The following is an 18,957-nucleotide window of genomic DNA, read 5'->3' as shown; positions in this document are numbered from 1 at the left end:
GGATTGCTTCGCTTCGCTCGCAATGACGACGTCTTAGAATTCGAATCCCAACTGCGCCACCTTCGGCTTGAAGCGCTGGGCAAGGTTTGCGGCATCAAGCAGAGCGGGCGAGGGACGATGGTCGCTGAGGATGATGAAGAGCAGCGCCTTGTGCTTTGGAATATGAAGCCGGCCGAGGTCGGCGATGCGAATGGAGGTGAGGCGGCGGGTCTCGATGATGCGGTCGACGGCTTTGCTGCCAAAGCCCGGCACGCGCAACAGCTCCTCGCGGCTGGCGCGCGCAACATCGAGCGGAAAACGGTCGCGATGTCGCAGCGCCCAGGCAAGTTTCGGATCGATGTCGAGCGGAAGCCAGCCCGCGCCTTCGACGATCTCGCCGACGTCGAAGCCGTAGAAGCGCATCAGCCAGTCGGCCTGGTACAGCCGATGCTCGCGCATCAGAGGAGGGGCTTGAAGTGGAAGCGAGCGGCTTGCATCCGGGATCGGGCTGAAAGCCGAGTAATAGACGCGCTTGAGGCGGTATGCGCCGTAGAGATTGGCGCTGGTGGCAAGAATGGTCTGATCGTCTGCTGTGTCCGCGCCGACGATCATCTGCGTGCTCTGGCCTGCGGGGGCAAAGCGCGGCGGTTTTGCTTTTGATTTCCCGTCCGGCTTCGCTTCGTCGAGTTTTAAACGAAGCCGGCCCATGGTGCGGCGGATCGCGCGCACGTCCTTTTCCGGCGCGAGCTTCGCGAGGCTGTTCTCCTCGGGGACCTCGATGTTGATGCTGAGACGATCGGCATATTTGCCGGCCTCCGTGATCAACGCGTCATCGGCTTCGGGAATGGTCTTGAGATGAATGTAGCCGCGGAAGTGATGCTCTTCGCGCAAGCTTCGCGCGACGCGGATCACCTGTTCCATGGTGTAGTCGGGGCTGCGGATGATACCGGAAGAGAGAAACAATCCCTCGATGTAATTGCGGCGGTAGAAGTCGATCGTGAGCTTCACCACCTCGTCTGACGTGAAGCGGGCGCGCGGCACGTTGCTGGAAGCGCGATTGACGCAATAGAGGCAATCGTAGTTGCAGGCGTTGGTGAGCAGCACCTTCAACAGGGAGATGCAGCGGCCATCCGGCGCGTAGGAGTGGCAGATGCCCATGCCGGGCGCGGTCGAGCCGAGGCCCTTGCCGTCGCTGGAATCCCGCAGCTCGGTGCCAGAGGAGGCGCAGGAGGCGTCGTATTTGGCGGCATCTGCCAGGATTTCCAGCTTGCGTTGTACGTCCATCCTAAATCCCCTTGATTCCGCTCATGAATTTTCGAGCCACCAATTCGATTGACTCTTTCGTGGCCGTTAGCTTTAAATTAGAACATATCATGAACAAATGAGCCAGCTTCTGGTTCTCTCAAAATCGGAATGGCTTTCATCAATTCAGGACGCAGCGCATGACGAGCGCGGCACGGAATCTTGCGGCCTTACGCAGCCACATCGAGCGCATCGAGACGCATGGCGCGGCATGTGGCCTGCGCAAGGTGCCGCTCGGGCATGCGGAGGCCGATGCTCACCTGCAAGGCGGGCTCGCTTTGGGCGCGATGCATGAGGTGTTTGCGGAAGCCGGACGGCAAAGCGCGGCTGCGACCGGCTTTGTCGCGGGGCTAGCCGGGCGCGTGACCGCGCGGCGGCCTCTGGTTTGGATCCGGCAGGACTTTGCGGAAGTCGAAGCTGGCGCCGTCTCGATGCACGGGTTTTCCGAACTCGGCCTCGATCCGCGTCTTCTCGTGACCGTCCGCGCGGCCGATGTCGATCAGGCATTACGGACGACTGCCGACGCTTTGGCCTGCGATGCGGTGGGCGCCGTCGTGCTGGAGGTCTGGGGCGAGGCGAAACAGTTCGACCTCGTCGCCAGCCGCAAGTTGACGCTGGCAGCGCAAGCTTCGGGCGCGACCGGCCTTGTGCTGCGGATGGCGGCAGAGCCGAGGGCCTCGACCGCCGAGACCAGATGGATCGTGCGCGCGGCGCATTCGCCACCAGCTTCACACCCATCGAGTGCATGGGGCGCGCCTCTGTTGGAGACGCAGCTTGTCCGCAACCGTCATGGCCCGACCGGCCGCTGGATCATGGAATGGAAAAGTGATGAGTGCCTTTTCGGAAAACCGGCGGCGTATCCTCAGCCTGTGGCTGCCGCGCCTGCCCACCGACCGCATCAAACGGCAACTTACAAAAAAGCTTCTGGCCGAAGCAGTTATCGGGTCGCGTGAAGACGGTACGTCAAATCGTCTTAAGCTGCCTGATGGACCCAGCATCGTTGTTGCCAAGGACAACAACATGCTGCGGATTTCCGCGCTCGACGACAAGGCCGCCCATCTTGGCCTTGCCGTCGGCCTGCCGCTTGCGAACGCCCGCGCCATCTGTCCCGACGTTCAGGTCTACGATGCCGATGATGTCGCCGACGCCGAGGCGCTGAGCGCCATCGCGGAGTGGTGCGATCGTTTCACTCCGTTGGTCGCGCTCGATCCCCCGCACGGTCTTTTTCTCGATGTCACCGGTTGCGCGCATTTGTTCGGCGGTGAGGCGGCGATGATGAATCTCGTCTGCGGTGTCCTGACCGCACAGGGGTTTGTGGTGAGTAGCGCCATCGCTGGCACGGCTGTCTGCGCCCGGACCCTGACCCGTCACGTCCATGGCCGGATTATCAGCGACGGCGAGGAGTATGAAGCCGTCCGGTCGCTGCCGGTATCGGCATTGGGTGCGGATATCGCTGTCGTGACGGGGCTGAGCCGCGCCGGCTTGAAGACCATCGGTGAAGTGGCCGAGCGCGGACGGCATGAAATCACCGCCAGGTTTGGCGCTCGTTTCACGGCGCTGCTGGAGCAGGCGCTGGGCCAAAGCGATGCGCCGATCAGCCCGCGCAAGCCGCTACCCGATTACATCGTGGAGAGGCGCTTTGCCGAGCCGGTCGCGACTGAAACGGTGATCTCGGCGACCTTGTCTGGATTGGCCGGGACGCTGGTGACGGCGATGGCCAAACAGGGCAAGGGCGCGCGCCAGCTGGAGGCCTGTTTCTTCCGCACCGACGGCGCGGTTCGCACCATCACGGTCGATACCGGCCAGCCCGTCACCAAGGCTGCGATGATCGACCGGTTGTTTCGCGAGCGGCTGGAGGCTTTGAGCGATCCGCTCGATCCCGGTTTCGGTTTCGACCTTATTCGCCTGACCGCGAGCCGCACCGAAATCGTCGTGCAAGAGCAGCGCGACCTCGACGCCCATGTGCATGACCAGGACGAGATATCGGCCCTGATCGATCGCATCGCGGCGCGCATTGGCGGCAAGCGCGTGGTCGTCCATCTGCCGCAGGATACGCACATCCCCGAATGCGCCGTTTTAGCCGCCCCGGCGCAGCATCATCTGGCGGAAGCCGCGCAAGCCACCTGGCCGGCGCGGGTCGCGGGCGAGCCGCCGCTGCGGCCCTTGCGGCTGTTCGAGCGGCCGGAAGAGATCAAGGTGATCGCCGAGGTGCCGGACGGACCGCCGGCGCGGTTCGTCTGGCGCCGCGCCACCCATGCCGTGGTCCGCGTCGAAGGTCCCGAACGCGTTGCCATGGAATGGTGGCGGGCGGGAAGCGCAATGCTGACGCGCGATTACTTCCGCGTCGAGGACGAGGAAGGTCTGCGCTTCTGGCTTTATCGCGACGGGTTGTTTGGCGAGGTCGCGCAGAAAGAAGGCAAGCCCCAGCCGCCAAACTGGTTCATGCATGGACTGTTCGCATGACGGTTCAAGAGTACGCGGAAATCGGCATCACCACGAACTTTTCGTTCCTGCGCGGCGGCTCGCATCCGCAGGCCTATGTGCATCAGGCGGGAGAACTTCGTCTTCCCGCCATTGGCATCGCCGACCACAACACGCTTGCGGGCGTCGTACGGGCTTACAACGAACTCGATAATCCGGAAGTCAAGCACAAGCCAAAACTTCTGATCGGATCGCGGATCGTTTTCAACGATGGCACGTCGGATATTCTGGTTTATCCGCGCGACCGTGCCGCCTACGGCCGGCTGTGCCAGTTGCTCACCCGCGGCAAGCGTGGCGAGGACACTCTCAAAGGCGAGTGCCACTTGAAGCTCGACGATCTTCTGGAGTTCGCCGAAGGACAGCTTCTCGCACTCGCGCTGCCGCATCGTTTCGACGAGACGAAAGCGCATGACCTTCTCAGCCAGTTGAGCTCAAGCCAGGCCGATGGCGTGTGGCTGGCGGCAAGCCTGCTCTATCGCGGCGACGATCGGCGGCGTCTGGCGCGGCTTGCGCGCATTGCAGATGGGGCCGGGGTGCCGCTGCTGGCCACCAATGAGGTGCTTTACCATCATCCGTCGCAGCGTCCCCTGCAGGATGTCCTCACCTGTATCCGTGAAAAGACGACCATCGAGGCCATCGGCAAGCGCCTCGAGGCCAACGCCGAGCGTCATCTCAAGCCGGCGCAAGAAATGGCGCGACTGTTTCGCGATGCACCGGAGGCGATTGCGGAAACCATGCGGTTTGCTGACCGTATCAGCTTTTCGCTCGATCAACTCAAGTACCAGTATCCTGACGAGCCGGTGCCGCCGGGCAAGACCGCGCAGCAGCATCTGGAAGACCTGACCTGGGCTGGCGTGCAAACCTATTTCGACGGTCAGATCGACGACAGGTTGCGCGCGACCTTGCACAAGGAACTCGCGCTCATCGCCGAGCTGAAATACGCGCATTATTTTCTCACCGTGCACGACATCGTGCGGTACGCGCGCAGCCAGAAGATTCTTTGTCAGGGCAGGGGATCGGCGGCCAACTCCGCCGTGTGCTACGTGCTCGGCATCACCTCGGTCGACCCGACCAAGGTCGATCTGTTGTTCGAGCGCTTCATTTCCAAGGAGCGGCTGGAACCGCCCGACATCGATGTCGATTTCGAGCATTCGCGGCGCGAGGAGGTGATGCAATATGTCTATCGCCGCTACGGCCGGCATCGCGCCGCCATCATCGCAACCGTCATTCATTACCGGCCGCGCAGCGCGATCCGCGACGTTGGCAAGGCGCTTGGCCTGACCGAGGACGTGACCGCTGCGCTTGCCGATACGGTGTGGGGAAGCTGGGGAAGTGGCCTCAACGAGATGCAGGTCAAGCAGGCCGGCTTTGATCCGAAAAACCCGATGGTGGTGCTTGCGGTCAAGCTCGCCACTGAGCTGATCGAGTTTCCACGGCATCTGTCGCAGCATGTCGGCGGTTATGTGCTGACCCAGGACCGGCTCGACACCTATGTGCCGATCGGGAACGCCGCCATGGACGACCGCACCTTCATCGAATGGGACAAGGACGATGTCGACGCGCTGAACATGATGAAGGTCGATGTGCTGGCGCTGGGAATGCTGACCTGCATCCGCAAATGTTTCGACCTGATCGAGGAGCACAAAGGCGAGCGCTGGAAGCTGGAAACGGTTCCTCAGGATCAGGAGCCGGTTTACGACATGCTGTGCCGGGGTGAATCGCTCGGCGTATTCCAGGTCGAAAGCCGGGCGCAGATGAACATGCTGCCGCGGCTGAAGCCGCGCACCTTCTACGATCTCGTCATTGAAGTCGCGATCGTGCGGCCCGGGCCGATCCAGGGCGACATGGTGCATCCTTACCTGAGGCGGCGAAACGGCATCGAGAAGGAAAACTATCCGGCGCCGTCGCCGGAATTTGGTCCTCCGGACGAACTCTACAAGGTTCTGCACAAGACACTCGGCGTGCCCCTGTTTCAGGAGCAGGCGATGCGGATCGCGATCGAAGCCGCAGGCTTTACTTCAGAAGAAGCCAATGGTCTGCGCCGCGCGATGGCGACATTCCGCAATGTCGGGACGATCGGAAACTTCGAAGAGAAGTTGATCGGCAACATGATCCGTCGCGGTTACGAGCCGCAATTCGCAAAAAACTGTTTTGAGCAGATCAAGGGCTTTGGCTCTTACGGCTTTCCGGAAAGTCACGCCGCAAGCTTTGCCCAGCTTGTCTATATCTCCTCCTGGCTGAAGCATTGGCATCCCGATGCATTCTGCTGCGGCTTGTTGAACTCGCAGCCGATGGGCTTTTATGCTCCGGCGCAGATCGTCGGCGATGCCCGCAAGAACGGCGTCGAGGTGCGCGACATCGATGTGTCCTTCAGCTTCGCCCAGAACACGCTGGAGGAGGGGAGCGGAAAATATTGCGCGGTTCGGCTCGGCTTTCGCCAGATCGACGGGTTTTCATGGAAGGATGCGGATGAGGAGCGGCTGAAGAGAATCCAGCAGTCGTTTCGGGATCTCTCCACGTCGTCATTCCGGGATGCGCCGTCAGGCGCAGACCCGGAATCCATTGAGCCGCATTCGTGCGGAGGAATGGATTCCGGGCTCGCGCCAAGGGGCGCGCCCCGGAATGACGACGCTGAAGGAGTCCTGACGCCACGCAACGACAATGAAGTCCAACTTGACGACTGGGCCGACCGCATCGTCGCCGCCCGCAATCGCCGGCCGTTCACCTCGCTGGAAGACTTTGCCCGCGACACCGCCTTGCCCAAGCGCGCGCTGATCCTGCTGGCGGATGCCGATGCGTTCCGCTCCATCGGGCTCGACCGCCGCGCTGCGCTCTGGGCTGTGCGGCGTCTGCCTGACGATGTGCCGTTGCCGTTGTTCGAGACCGCTGCCGCGCGCGAGCAGCCGGATGAACGGGCAAAGCCTTTGCCGTCGATGCCGCTGTCGGAACATGTCGTTGCGGATTATCAAACGATCCGTCTGTCGCTGAAAGGCCATCCGATGGAGTTCTTGCGCGCGAAGTTCGAGCGCGAGGGCGTGATCGCCTGTTCGTCGGTATCGGATGCAAGGGACAGGCAATATGTCCGCTGCGCCGGCGTGGTGCTGGTGCGGCAGCGTCCGGGCAGCGCCAAGGGTGTCGTCTTCATGACGCTGGAGGATGAAACTGGCATCGCCAATATCGTCGTGTGGCCCAAGGCGATGGAGCGTTTTCGCAAAGAGGTGATGGGATCGCGGCTGATCCTGGTCGAAGGGTATATCCAGAGCAGCCCGGAAAAAGTGGTGCATCTGGTCGCAGAACGCCTGTTCGATCGTTCGCGCGACCTGCTCGATCTCTCCGACGACATGGTCAGCCGCAAACACGCGCTGCCGCTCCAGCCCGCCTTGATCGAGCCGCTCAACGACGACCGGCGCGATCATGCGGATCAACCGGCGCAGAAAATCCGCCATCCCCGCAACGTCCGCATTCTGCCGCCGTCGCGGGATTTTCACTAGAGCGTTTTCGAGCGAAGTGGAGACCGGTTCGCGTGAAGAAAACGCGTCAAAACAAAAAAGTAGAGCCCGGTTCTGATTTAATCAGAACCGGATAGGCTCTAGGCCCTCAGATATCGCTACCCGGCAGGCTTCACTTTGGCGCGGAGCTCGTCGACCAGAACCCGCTTGTTCTCGGAATAATCGATCGGCACGACAACGAGATGAACGCCGCCTCCTTTGAAGGCGGCCTCCAGCGTCGGAATGAGGTCGCTGCACCTCGTGACCCGCGATCCCCTGGCGCCATAGCTCTCGGCATATTTCACGAAATCCGGATTGCCGAAGGTCAGGCCAAAATCCGGGAAATTGTCGACCGCCTGCTTCCAGCGGATCATGCCGTAGGCGGAGTCTTCCAGGATGAGCACAACGAGATTGAGCTTGAGGCGAACCGCGGTCTCCATCTCCTGCGAATTCATCATGAAGCCGCCATCGCCGCAGACCGCCATGACCCGCCGTCCGGGGTAAAGGATCGAGGCCATCATCGCCGACGGCAGGCCGGCGCCCATGGTCGCCAGCGCATTGTCGAGCAACACGGTGTTGGCAACGTAGGTCCGATAGTTCCGGGCGAACCAGATCTTGTACATGCCGTTGTCGAGCGCGATGATTCCGTCCTCCGGAATGACCTGCCTGACGTCGTGAACGATGCGCTGCGGGGTCGGTGGCCAGCGCTCTTCCTCATTGCGGTCACTGAGGCGGCTCAAGATTCCGTCCCGCAAGTTCAAGAGCGCATCGGCGTGGCGCAATCGGCCCTCGAGGCGACCCGCGAGCAATTCGAGGCTCGGCCCGACATCGCCGACCACCTCGCATTGGGGGAAATAAACCTGCTCGACGGTTGCCGGCGTATAGTTGACGTGGATGACCTGGGGCCCGTTCGGGCCCATGATGAAGGGCGGCTTCTCGACCGTGTCGTGGCCGATCGCAATAATGAGGTCGGCCTGGTCAACCGCCTCATGCACATAATCGCGCTCGCTGAGTGCCGCCGTTCCCATATAGAGGCCCGTGCCGCCCGGCACGGTGCCTTTTCCCATCTGGGTGTTGAAAAACGGGATCCGCGTCCGGCGAACGAAGTCGCCGATGCCGGCCGTGCTTCGTGGCCGGGACGCCGCCGCGCCCAGCATGATCAGAGGCCGCTTTGCTGCCAGGATCATCTCCGCCGCGCGGTCGAGCGAGGCCCGGTGCGCGACCGGGATTTCGATCGGGTGCACCGGAACGACCGCGACGGGCTCAGCCTCCTCACCGGCGACGTCTTCGGGCAGCTCCAGCAGGACCGGGCCCGGCCGCTCTTCGACCGCGATCCGGAACGCGTCCCTGACCAGCGTCGGAATCGTGGCGGTGGAGACGATCTGGCGCGACATCTTGGTCAGCGGGCGGAACGCGCTCACGACGTCGACGATCTGAAAGCCGGCCTGCCGGCTCTTCATGATCCCCTTTTGTCCGGTGATCATGATCATCGGCATGGCGCCCAAGAGCGCGTAGGCGGCACCTGTCGTGAGATTGAGCGCGCCAGGTCCCAGCGTCGTGATGCAAACGCCGGGCTTGCCGGTCAGCCGGCCGTAGGTGGCGGCCATGAAGGCTGCGCCTTGCTCATGGCGGGTCACGACCAGCTCGATCTTCGAGGTGCGCAGCGATTCCACCACATCGAGATTTTCCTCGCCCGGAACCCCGAAGATCCGTGTCACGCCTTCATTGGCCAGCGCCGCAACGAGCAGATCAGAACCTTTGGGCATTCAGGCCTCCTTTGGGCGACGTCGTGCGAGTGAAGGGTCAATATAAACGATTATGGGCCGCAAGCCGACGCCGTGAGCGGCCCTCCGATCCGAGATCGTGTCCGCTTCGCGGCACCGGCACTTCGCTATTGCAGCAAGCGTCAATGACATCTCAGGGATGATTGACGGTGTACTTCTTAGCGAGCACTATTAGCGAACTTGCCCATCATTCGTTTCATCGCAGTCATAAACAAAAACCTTAAGGGGGAAATCATGAAGTACGCGAAAGGGCTTGCGGCAGGTTTTGCCGCGATCGGCAGCATTGCCCTCTTGTCGGCGACCGCGGGCGCGCAGGAGGTCAAGCAGGAAGGAAAGTCGCAAATCGGCAATGCGAAGGTTTCGCCGGTCACCCAGAGCCAACTCAACTCAGCAGACAAGAACGCCAAGGATTTTCTGCTGACCAACGGGAACTACGCGCAGACGCGCTTTTATCCCGCCAAGCAGATCGATCGCGACAACGTCAAGCGGTTGCATGTCGCCTGGATCTTCCAGACCGACGTCAAGGAATCGCTGGAGACCTCACCGATCGTCGTCGATGGCGTGATGTTCGTGACGACCTCGTACAGCCATGTCTACGCGCTCGATGCCAAGACCGGCCAGCAACTCTGGCATTACAATCACAAGATGGGCCCGATCACGACCTTCTGCTGCGGGCCGAACAACCGCGGCGTCCAGGTCCTCAATGACAAGGTCTATCTCGCCACGCTCGACTCCAAGCTGGTCGCGCTCAACGCCAAGACCGGCGAGGTGATCTGGAGTACCAATATTGCCGATCCCGAACTCGGCTACAGCGAGACGATGGCGCCGACCGTGATCAAGGACAAGGTCCTGATCGGCACCAACGGCGGCGAATACGGCATCCGCGGCTTCGTGCGCGCCTACGACGCCAACACCGGCAAGCAGCTCTGGAGTTTCAGCACCATTCCCGACAACTCCGTCGGCGTCTGGGCCACCAAGGACGCCACCGGCCGCGACATGCACCGCAACATCCAGGCCGAAAAGGATCAACTCGCCAAGACCGGCGACCCCGCGGCCAAGCTCGGCGGCGGCGTCTGGCAGAACCCTGCGATCGACCTTGCCACCAACCGGATCTATTTCGTGGTCGGCAACCCGTCGCCCGACCTCGACGGATCGGTCCGGCCCGGCGACAACCTTTACACGGACTCGCTGGTCTCGCTCGACCTCGATACCGGCAAATATGTCTGTCACTTCCAGTATATCGCCCACGACATATGGGACCTCGATGCGGTCAGCCCGGCGGTGCTGGTCGACGTCAAGGACAAGAACGGCAAGACCATCCCCGGCGTCATTCACGCCGGCAAGACCGGTCATGTCTACGTGCATGACCGCAAGGACTGCAGCCTGATCCGCTTCTCGGAGGCGATGGTGCCGCAGGAGAACATGTGGACGCTTCCGACCAAGGAAGGCGCGCGCATGTTGCCCGGCGCCAATGGCGGCGTCGAATGGTCGCCGATCGCCACCGATCCGGGCCAGAGTCTCGCCTATGCCATCAACCTGCATCAGCCGATGACCTACCATGTCGAGAACTCGCCGTATCCGAACGGCAAGCTCTGGCTCGGCGGCGCGTTCAAGGTGATTCCGTCGGAGACGCAGTCCGGCAACATCACCGCCGTCAACTACGACACCGGCAAGATCAAGTGGCAGGTCAAGACGCCGGAGCCGATGATCGGCGGCATTCTCGCGACCGCCGGCGGGCTGGTGTTCACCGGCGAAGCCAACGGCAAGTTCGCCGCCTATAATTCCGCGAACGGCAAGGAGCTGTGGAGCTTCCGCGCCGGCGCCGGTGTCAACGCGCCGCCGTCGAGCTATATGGTCGGCGACAAGCAATACATCGTGGTCGGCGCCGGCGGTAACGTTCAGATCGACGCCAAGCGCGGCAACAACATCATCGCGTTCTCGCTGGATTAAGAGCGAAGCGACATCGATTGAGGGAGCGGGACCGCTTGCGGTCCCGCTTCTTTTGGAAACGTGCGAAGGCAACGCGATGGGCAGGATTTATTCCGGGATACTAGGAAGCGTCGTGGCTGCGATAGCGTTCGCAATCACGCCGCTCGGCGCGCAGACGCTGGACGAGAAAGTCCAAGAGAAGGTTCAAGTTTGCTCAGCCTGCCATGGCGAAAACGGCAAGCCGGTCGACAAGACGATTCCGAACATCTGGGGACAGCAGACCGGCTATCTCTATATCCAGCTCCGCGATTTCAAGCGCGGCGATCGCAAGAGCGAGATCATGCAGCCGATCGCCTCGGCCTTTGAAAAAGACGACATGTTGGCGATTGCCGAATACTTCTCGAACAAGCCGTGGCCGGATCTCGACCAGCCTCGCGCGCCGAAAGATGTGGCGCAGCGCGCCCAGACCGCAAACGGCTCGGTCGGCTGCACCGGCTGTCATCTCGACCATTTCCAGGGCGACTCGACGGTCCCGCGTCTGGCCGGGCAGGGCCGCGACTATCTGGCGAAGACCATGGCGGACTTCCGAACCCGTGCCCGCGGCAATAACCCCGGCATGAGCGACCTGATGATTGCAACGTCAACCGACGATCTGGCAGCGCTCGCGGAATATCTCGCGGGGTTGTGAGTCGCTCGGCGCTCAGTCTCTTTGCGGCCATCCTTCGAGACGCCTGCTGCGCAGGCTCCTCAGGATCAGGTCGTGTTTCACGGCGAGACCTCAGCCCCTCATGGTGAGGAGCCCGCCTCCAGCGGGCGTCTCGAACCACGAGGCCGAGCTGCCTCACTGCGCCGATAGCGTCTCGCGCAGCGCCGTCAACCGGGTGAGATCGGCGGCGCGCTTGCCGGCCTTGTCGCGCAGGGATGGATCCGCTCCGTGCTTGAGTAGCAGCTGGACGATCTCTGCGTGGTCGCCTTCGGCCGCGGTCATCAGTGCCGTGCGCCCGCGATCGTCCCGGTCATCGATCCGCGCACCGGAATCGAGGAGATAGGAGACGACTTCCAGCGCCTGCGCCTCCGCGACAGTCTGGTCAGGGCCCGAGGCCCACATCAGGAGCGTGAGGTCGTTGGCGTAACGCGCATTGACATCGAGATTCTGCGCCAGCAACTGCCGGACAATATCGAGGCTGCCGCTCGCGGCAGCATAGACGATCGGCGGCTTGCCGGTATCGTCCGCCGCCCTCGGGTCGGCGCCGTGCGCGAGCAGCAACTTGACGACCTGGTTCCTGCCGGCGAAGGCGGCAGCCGCTAAAGGCGAGGTGCCGCTTCGCCCCGTCAGACTGGCGTCGGCGCCTTTGTCGATCAGCCGCTGCACGACGGCCGCCTGGCCGCGTTCGGCGGCAACGTAGAGCGCGGTTGCGCCTGCAAGATCGCGCGCGTCGATCGGCGCGCCTCGCTGCAAGAGCAGATCGACCATCTCGAGATGGCCGGATCGCGCCGCGCGGGCGAGCGGCCGGGCGCCCAACCGGTCTCGTGCGTCCACCGATGCGCCCTGGTCGAGCAAGGTTGTCGCAAGATCGGTGCAGTTGCGGTCGGCAGCGGAAAACAGCGTCGACGAGATTTCAATCGCGGTCATCTCGGACTTGCGAGTCTCATAACGGCGAGCCGGGTCGCGGCACCGCGCCGGGTCGGCCGCGAAAGCTGTGTGGATAGCGCCGAACACGAACACCGCAGCCAACGCAACGTGACGCAACGTGCTCTCTCCCCAACATTGCCATTATCAGTCGGTGCGAACCGCAGTCCGATCCTCAATCAATAGCCGCGGTCGCATTCCACCTCAAGCCGGGCACAGGCACACGGCTTGTCCGCCAAGCCCCGACTGCGGTGCGAAGGCGGAACTCGCAGGAGCGCTCAGTTCAAGCGTTTCGTCCGGAAATCGACGCCCAGTAGTTCGGGTTTTTCGGCGTCTGGATACGCACCCATCGATAGGGCGTGCGAGACCACGGCATGATCTCGTCGGTCAGGTTGTCGAGCACCAGATCGCCGCCGTCGGTACGGACAACAGTCACAAGGTGATGCTCGCCCGAGCCGGTCACGACCTCGCTCAACAAGACAGTACGGGCGGACCAGCCTTTGGCGATCAATTGGTGACGCTTTGTTACGGCGTAATCGTTGCAGTCGCCGCTGGCGGGGGCAAGCAGCCATTTTTCACCGGCGAGGCCGTCTTCATTTCGCAACGGCCGGATCGATGAGTTGACAGTGCGATTGACGATATCGAGTTCCGACCAACGTGTGATGTCCAATTCGATCCGGTCGCCCAGACGCTGCGGTTTGCAGTCACCGGGATATCTCACGCAGAACTGCGTGAATGCCATCGGAGCCAGGGTTGGTGCGTCAAACCTGATGAATTGAACACCGCGCTGAGGCTCGCGGGGCGTGATCGCGAGCGCCGCGGTCGTGACGTTCCGGAGGTCGCGCCGCAACGGCGGTGGCGTGCTTGCGACATGGGGTTCGCGGCTGACGGGTCGAATGCCTCTTTGCGGCTCATCGCTGACGTTGGCGAGACGGGTGGTCGTGTCGAGGCCGCTCCGCAACGGCGGTTGCATGCTTGCGAGATGGGATTGCGCGTATTGGTCGGCCTTGAACGCAGCAGAGAGAACAGTCAGGGAAGAAGCGCACATCGACGTCACGGCCGTGCACAGGAGCGCAAGGCCCGTGATGATGAGGGGAAAGATCACCAGGACGCGGAAGCTTGCTCCGGGAGTGACTGAGGCTCTCGACCTGACCATTGGAAATATCCCGAACGGGGAATTCTCGCTCCAGGATTCTAAGAATGCCTTAAGTTCTGGCTTTCCCGGCCGATTTTACGCCGCGCAGGAGCCGCCAAACGGGACCTGTCACGTCTGCTTTGCTTTGCGTCCTTGCGAAAACAAGCGCTTGCGCCGTCGGGCAAGTCAGTGGTTCCTCTCCGCACGTCCTGTTCAGGCAGGCGTGCAGCCGATCAACTTGATCTCGCCGGACAGCCTTGCCTCGGACCACTCAGTGGCCGCCGTGAATGGCGTCGTTAAGATAGATGCAGGTCAGAACCGCAAACACGTAGGCCTGCAGGAATGCCACCAGCAGTTCAAGCGCGGTGAGCGCAACGGTCATCGCCAGCGGCACGATGCCGGCCAACCAGCCGATTGTGCCGAGCGACGTGCCGAGCAGGACGACGAAACCCGCGAACACCTTTAGCGTGATATGTCCGGCCAGCATGTTGGCGAACAGACGCACACTGTGCGAAAGCGGTCGCGACAGGAAAGAGATGATCTCGATCACGACGATCAGGGGCAGGATGTAGATCGGAATGCCTGATGGCACGAAGATCCTGAAGAATTTCAGTCCGTTTTTGTAGAAGCCATAGATCAGCACTGTGAAGAATACGAGCAGCGCGAAGGCAGCGGTGACTATGATGTGGCTCGTCACTGAAAAAGTGTAGGGAATGATGCTGATCACGTTTGCGACCAAAATAAACGTGAAGATTGAATAGACGAGTGGGAAGAATTTCATGCCGTCCTCGCCGGCGGTAGAACGGATCATGCTGGCGACGAACACAAAGCTCAATTCGGCGGCCGATTGAAAACGACCAGGAACCAGTTCTTGCTTTTTAAAGCCCCGAACTGCCAGCAAGCAAATCACCGCTACCGTGAGCAGCATGTAGGCCGAGGAATTAGTGAAGGCGATGGTCTGACCGCCGATCGTGCCTATCGTGAAGAAGTTGTTGATGCTGAATTGGTCGATCGGATCGAGGGTCATCCGCGCCATGTCCCTTTGTCAGATCTGATTTCCTCAAGGACGATATGCATGCATTTCTGCATTTTGCGCCGCTGCGCTTGCGAAATTCCCTTTGGCGCATGATGGGCAACGCAACTGTTTGGCTTGCCAGGTTGGGCGTGGCTTGATCCAGATCAAGCAAACTTCGGCTTCTCAGTCGCAAAAGATTTGGACGCCTTTCCCGAACCAGCCGCTTTGAGGCACGTCAAGGCGGCCGCCAGGTCGGTCCGGTATCGTGCATGCTCTACTTGTAGGAGCCGTACGCATGACGATCCCTGCCAAGTCGGTGATGACAACGGATATGGTTACGGTATCGCCCGAGACCACCATAGTTGAGACCGCCCGGCGCATGCTGATCCATCACGTCTCCGCCGTACCCGTGGTGGACCCCGATCACCGGCCGCTTGGATTGGTCAGCGAGGGTGACATTATGCGCCACTTTGGTGCGCAGTTTCAAAACAAGCGGGCGGAGTGGCTCCGCATGCTGGCGGAAGGCGAGACGCTCGCCCCGGAGTTCCTGGCCGAAATCCGGCTGAACCTGCAGCACGTCCGCGAGATCATGCATACCGCTATCATCTCCGCTGACGAGGACGCCTCGCTTGCGGAGTTGGCGGATCTGATGCTGAAACATGGCATCAAGCGCATTCCTATCCTGCGTGATGGCGTGTTGGTCGGCATTGTCAGCCGCGCGGATGTGGTTCGCGCCGTAGTCGAAAACGTGGACAATTTACTTGAGCCGACGGACTAGCGCCGGAAGCGGGCGTGCCAATTACGGCTGGAAGCAGACGTAACCTTCGTTAGGTCCTAGCTCAGCCAGGGGCCAAAAGGCAACATGAGATCCCGCCGTGATCAAGGTTGTTTGGGCGACGTCACCGCGTTGTTAGGCACTTGCTTTATAGCGTTGGCGGGCGCTTGCTTTTGCGCTGCCAGCGGGGCTGATACGGCTGCGGCAGTGGGCGACTGCGTGGGGTTAGGCGTTGGCGAAGCCGCCTCCGGCGGGGTGGGCGCCATCTGTCCGATCGTGACGCCGATGCCGAACAATCGCCATTGGCCGTTCACTGGCGCGTAGACCAGTTCGAAATTGACTTGAGATGGCACGGACGGGAAGAAACCCGCCATTCGCATCATCCCGTTTGCTTCAATTTGTGGGAGAAGGCTGAGTTGCGGATCGATGACCGCCACGCCGGAGAGGTCGATATTGTCGTTGCGTTGTTTTGCAAATATCTCGCTGAGGCGGGCTGCTGTATTGACTTGAAAGCCCGGCGAGCCGAGGTCGCGCAAGACGGTGTAGTTGCCGGTTTTGTTGGCCTGATCGAGCGCGAGCAATGCTGAGCGCACAAGGATCAGGACACCATTGCGATCAATTTGAGCCGGCTTCGGCTGGACGTCGGCCTGGACAGACTTCTGCTTTGGCGTTTGCGCCTCGCCATCGTCGGATGTTGCGACGGTGGACGCAAGCAGGACAAACGCCAGCGAATAACAGACGTTTCGGAGAGTCACCAAGCGAGCGTCACGCCTGCGCGGCTGCCGATGCCGCCCTGCTGGAAGCCTCCACCCACGCCAAAATTGGTCACCACGTTGTTGCTAACCCTGTACTGGGCAGAGACGCCGGCGGCGTTTTGTCCGCGAAAGTTGCCCCAGTTGGTGGAGATCGCGAACTTCTTGTTGTCCGGCAGCGCGGTGCCGCCCAGCGCGATCGCAATTGCAGTGCCTTCGAAGGCCTGCTTCATCTGTTGCTGCAGGACACCGACGTTAGATTGCAAGGTCGAGATGTCCTGCGGGGCGAAACTCGCGGTTGCGAGATTTCCAGCGGCATCCGCCGTCACCACCTTGAGCGGCCCTGACTGCGTGGCGAGACTCGCCGCCGACGAAACGCCAGCCAGCGTGTAGGTGTTGGCGGTGGTGCCGATTGCCACCTGGTTTGCACGCGTGGTCGACACCCCGGACCCAATGGCAGCAGAATTGGCGAAAGTGGCTGATGAGCCCTGACCCAGCGCAGTCGCGCCGAGTGCCGTAGCGCTTGAGCCCTGTCCGACCGCAGTCGAGTTATTTCCGGCGACGTTGACGCCAGCGCCCACCGCGGTCGAGTTGTCGGAAGGATTGTTCCCTGTGGTAGAATTTGCTCCGAGTATTGTCGTGTTCGACCCGTTTAGAAGGGTGCCTCCGCCAATCGTTGTTGAATTGCTGTATCCGCCATTTATGAAGGCTCCATCACCAATTGCAACGGACTTCGGGCCCTGGGCCCCACTTCCACGCCCAATTGCTACTTGGCCGGAACTGGCGAAGTCAGTGAACGAGTCCGTACCTATTGCGATGGAGTCAGCTCCCTGCGCGGTGATTCCACTGAAACGGCCAGTCCCGATCGCAATACTGCGGGCGCCGGAAGCGATAACCGATGAGAGCGGGAGAGCGGTACCAACCGCGACGCTGCCCGCGCCGGAAGCGCTTACCCCAAGTCCGCAGGCAACGCTTCCAGCGCTCCCAGATGAGGTGCCGCCATTTTGCGGCTCCGCGCCCGTCCCACTGCCACCGCAGACAAATTGCGCTTGCGCAGGCGCTCCCATGCCGAGAACCAATGCAAAGAGTCCGCCGATCCAAACCGGCCTAAAGACCGTCCTCACCATGTGTCTGCGCCCCGCATGCCCTGTTGTTGTGGCGACGGTAGAGAACGGCTGCGCCGGCGTGCCCCCTACGATCGAAGGGGGCGCGGCAAAACGTCCAACCTGTTGCGGTTTCGCTACAGGCCTCTTGCGACCGCGCAATGCATGCAGCAACCTGACGCAATATTTTATGCGTTTCGAGGTAAGTCTTTGCATCGCTCCGAATCCGAGCACCTCTCCATCCTTATCGGCACCATCTACGACGCGGCACTCGAACTGGAACGTTGGCCCCAGGCTCTCGAGAGCGCACGCGATTTCGTCGGGGGGCAGGTCGCTAACATCTACTGGCACGACTCGGTCCGACCGGTCGGAAACAACTTCTGCCAAGTGGGCATCTCCCCCGAATGGGAGCGGTCATATTTCGAAACCTATCTGCCGCTCAACCCGCTGCAGCCGTTTCAGACCTTCTGTCCGATCGAGGAGGTGCACGCGGGCTCTGAATTCATGCCGTTCGAGGAATTCAGCAAGACCCGATTCTACCAGGAATGGGCGGCGCCTCAGGGTCTCGTCGACGCGGCCTTCGCAAATCTGGAAAGGCTGCCCACGAGTTCGGTCGGCTTCTCGATCATGAGAGGCGAGCGTCACGGCCTCATCGACGAGGAGGCGCGACAGCGAATGACGCTGGTCGTGCCGCATATCAGGCGCGCGGCGCTGATCAGCAAGGCGATCGACCTGGCGCAGATCAAGGCAGCGACGTTCACGACGGCGATGGACGCGCTCGCTTCCGGCATGTTTCTGCTCGATGCGGCCGGTCGGCTCATTCACACCAACGCTTCAGCGGCAGCGATGATCGATTCGTCCGGCCCGGTGAGGATTGTCAACGGACGTTTCGAACTGGTCTTTCGCGCGTCGGACCGGCTGTTTCAGGAAGCGCTCACGGCGGCTGCGGCGGGCGACCCGCTCGAGCTCCGCAACAAGGCCGTATCGCTCCCGATCACTGATCCCGACGAGCGGGAATTTTCCTTGCACATGCTGCCGCTCGACCGCGACCGTCGCGCCCGACTCGGCGCCGATCGCGGAGCCGCCGTTCTCGTGTTCGTGCGAAACATGGACGGTACGGGAGCGGCGGCAATCGAGGCGTTCGCGAGCCAGTTCGCATTGACCAGGCAAGAGGCGCGCGTCCTGCGGGCCGTGATCGATACGGGGTCGGTGCCGATGGCCGCTGCCTTGCTCGGTCTCTCGACGACCACCGCGCGTTTCCATCTCACCGGAATCTTCGACAAGACGGGTGTGCGGACGCAGTCCGGACTTGTCCGTCTCTTGATCGAGGGCGCGTCGCCGTTCGCGGCTCACTGAGACAGCCTCACTTGGGTCATTAGCGGTCGTCCGTCACCGCTTACTCCAAGTCCGCTTTTGCACCTTATGCAGGCACGGTGTGCCCCAAGCGGGATTGGTCACGTCTGATTTGCTTCGGCCGTCTAGCCCTCCATGCAAAAATAATTCGCTTAAGTCGACGGGCAAATCACGCCTACAGCTTCGCCCGTTCCGCCCGAGAGAGGGGCGTTGGCCATCGTCACGAACGTT

Annotated in this window: 14 protein-coding genes and 1 pseudogene; 7 read left to right on the top strand and 8 right to left on the bottom strand. The window is 61.7% G+C overall.

What is annotated here, in order from left to right:
* Positions 1 to 33: 33 nt before the first annotated feature.
* Positions 34 to 1,263, bottom strand: a complete 1,230-nt coding sequence (locus VFB05_RS23160; RefSeq protein ID WP_325016586.1) for a putative DNA modification/repair radical SAM protein — start codon at positions 1,261 to 1,263, stop codon at positions 34 to 36.
* Between the two features lie 158 nt (positions 1,264 to 1,421).
* Here VFB05_RS23160 and VFB05_RS23155 point away from each other — a divergent pair, with 158 nt between their 5' ends.
* The 3 genes from VFB05_RS23155 to VFB05_RS23145 are packed head-to-tail and all read left to right on the top strand — an operon-like array spanning position 1,422 to position 7,253.
* On the top strand, positions 1,422 to 2,234 hold the full coding sequence (locus VFB05_RS23155) for a DNA repair protein (protein WP_325016584.1): 813 nt from the start codon (positions 1,422 to 1,424) through the stop codon (positions 2,232 to 2,234).
* The gene (locus VFB05_RS23150; RefSeq protein ID WP_325016647.1) at positions 2,140 to 3,744 is read left to right on the top strand and encodes a Y-family DNA polymerase; all 1,605 of its coding nucleotides are present in this window, start codon (positions 2,140 to 2,142) and stop codon (positions 3,742 to 3,744) included. Before VFB05_RS23155 ends, VFB05_RS23150 begins: the two co-directional genes overlap by 95 nt.
* A complete protein-coding gene (locus VFB05_RS23145) occupies positions 3,741 to 7,253 on the top strand; it encodes an error-prone DNA polymerase (protein ID WP_325016582.1) in 3,513 nt (1,170 codons plus the stop codon). The genes VFB05_RS23150 and VFB05_RS23145 overlap by 4 nt, the downstream gene beginning before the upstream one ends.
* A 116-nt stretch (positions 7,254 to 7,369) precedes the next feature.
* Here VFB05_RS23145 and VFB05_RS23140 read toward each other — a convergent pair whose 3' ends face one another.
* On the bottom strand, positions 7,370 to 9,016 hold the full coding sequence (locus VFB05_RS23140) for an acetolactate synthase large subunit (RefSeq protein ID WP_325016579.1): 1,647 nt from the start codon (positions 9,014 to 9,016) through the stop codon (positions 7,370 to 7,372).
* 252 nt (positions 9,017 to 9,268) lie between these two features.
* Here VFB05_RS23140 and VFB05_RS23135 point away from each other — a divergent pair, with 252 nt between their 5' ends.
* Positions 9,269 to 10,984, top strand: coding sequence for a pyrroloquinoline quinone-dependent dehydrogenase (locus VFB05_RS23135; RefSeq protein ID WP_325016577.1), 1,716 nt, complete (start codon positions 9,269 to 9,271; stop codon positions 10,982 to 10,984).
* 112 nt (positions 10,985 to 11,096) lie between these two features.
* Positions 11,097 to 11,651 carry a c-type cytochrome gene (locus tag VFB05_RS23130; protein ID WP_325016575.1) on the top strand — a complete coding sequence of 185 codons (555 nt, stop codon included), beginning with the start codon at positions 11,097 to 11,099 and terminating at the stop codon, positions 11,649 to 11,651.
* 153 nt (positions 11,652 to 11,804) lie between these two features.
* Here the strand turns inward: VFB05_RS23130 and VFB05_RS23125 are convergent, their stop codons facing one another.
* The 3 genes from VFB05_RS23125 to VFB05_RS23115 form a co-directional block, all read right to left on the bottom strand.
* Positions 11,805 to 12,713 carry an ankyrin repeat domain-containing protein gene (locus VFB05_RS23125; protein ID WP_325016573.1) on the bottom strand — a complete coding sequence of 303 codons (909 nt, stop codon included), beginning with the start codon at positions 12,711 to 12,713 and terminating at the stop codon, positions 11,805 to 11,807.
* Positions 12,714 to 12,876: 163 nt separating this feature from the next.
* Positions 12,877 to 13,749 carry a transglutaminase-like cysteine peptidase gene (locus VFB05_RS23120; RefSeq protein WP_325016571.1) on the bottom strand — a complete coding sequence of 291 codons (873 nt, stop codon included), beginning with the start codon at positions 13,747 to 13,749 and terminating at the stop codon, positions 12,877 to 12,879.
* Between the two features lie 250 nt (positions 13,750 to 13,999).
* The gene (locus VFB05_RS23115) at positions 14,000 to 14,755 is read right to left on the bottom strand and encodes a F0F1 ATP synthase subunit A (RefSeq protein ID WP_325016645.1); all 756 of its coding nucleotides are present in this window, start codon (positions 14,753 to 14,755) and stop codon (positions 14,000 to 14,002) included.
* 283 nt (positions 14,756 to 15,038) lie between these two features.
* Between VFB05_RS23115 and VFB05_RS23110 the strand changes: the two genes are divergently transcribed.
* Positions 15,039 to 15,521: a CBS domain-containing protein gene (locus tag VFB05_RS23110; protein WP_325016569.1), complete on the top strand. Its 483-nt coding sequence runs from the start codon at positions 15,039 to 15,041 to the stop codon at positions 15,519 to 15,521.
* A gap of 101 nt (positions 15,522 to 15,622) precedes the next feature.
* Here the strand turns inward: VFB05_RS23110 and VFB05_RS23105 are convergent, their stop codons facing one another.
* From VFB05_RS23105 to VFB05_RS32230, 3 genes and pseudogenes are all read right to left on the bottom strand, one after another.
* Positions 15,623 to 16,099 (bottom strand): hypothetical protein, encoded by a 477-nt coding sequence (locus VFB05_RS23105; RefSeq protein ID WP_414643263.1) that lies wholly within the window; start codon positions 16,097 to 16,099, stop codon positions 15,623 to 15,625.
* Between the two features lie 170 nt (positions 16,100 to 16,269).
* Positions 16,270 to 16,713: a YadA-like family protein gene (locus tag VFB05_RS23100; protein WP_325016565.1), complete on the bottom strand. Its 444-nt coding sequence runs from the start codon at positions 16,711 to 16,713 to the stop codon at positions 16,270 to 16,272.
* 12 nt (positions 16,714 to 16,725) lie between these two features.
* A pseudogene (locus VFB05_RS32230) lies at positions 16,726 to 17,337 on the bottom strand (hypothetical protein); the annotation flags it as partial.
* 246 nt (positions 17,338 to 17,583) lie between these two features.
* On the opposite strand from VFB05_RS32230, the gene VFB05_RS23095 reads away from it, so the two are divergent.
* Positions 17,584 to 18,729 (top strand): hypothetical protein, encoded by a 1,146-nt coding sequence (locus VFB05_RS23095; protein ID WP_325016563.1) that lies wholly within the window; start codon positions 17,584 to 17,586, stop codon positions 18,727 to 18,729.
* The last annotated feature ends 228 nt before the right edge of the window (positions 18,730 to 18,957 follow it).

The organism is Bradyrhizobium sp. (assembly GCF_035652035.1).
GTDB lineage: Bacteria > Pseudomonadota > Alphaproteobacteria > Rhizobiales > Xanthobacteraceae > Bradyrhizobium.
Note: the sequence above shows the minus strand (reverse complement) of the source record. Positions and strands in the feature narration are given on the sequence as shown.

Coding starts and splice junctions, on each gene's coding strand:
- VFB05_RS23160 (WP_325016586.1), bottom strand. CDS start 1,263: ATGGACGTACAACGCAAGCTGGAAATCCTGGCAGATGCCGCCAAATAC.
- VFB05_RS23155 (WP_325016584.1), top strand. CDS start 1,422: ATGACGAGCGCGGCACGGAATCTTGCGGCCTTACGCAGCCACATCGAG.
- VFB05_RS23145 (WP_325016582.1), top strand. CDS start 3,741: ATGACGGTTCAAGAGTACGCGGAAATCGGCATCACCACGAACTTTTCG.
- VFB05_RS23140 (WP_325016579.1), bottom strand. CDS start 9,016: ATGCCCAAAGGTTCTGATCTGCTCGTTGCGGCGCTGGCCAATGAAGGC.
- VFB05_RS23135 (WP_325016577.1), top strand. CDS start 9,269: ATGAAGTACGCGAAAGGGCTTGCGGCAGGTTTTGCCGCGATCGGCAGC.
- VFB05_RS23120 (WP_325016571.1), bottom strand. CDS start 13,749: ATGGTCAGGTCGAGAGCCTCAGTCACTCCCGGAGCAAGCTTCCGCGTC.
- VFB05_RS23115 (WP_325016645.1), bottom strand. CDS start 14,755: ATGACCCTCGATCCGATCGACCAATTCAGCATCAACAACTTCTTCACG.
- VFB05_RS23110 (WP_325016569.1), top strand. CDS start 15,039: ATGACGATCCCTGCCAAGTCGGTGATGACAACGGATATGGTTACGGTA.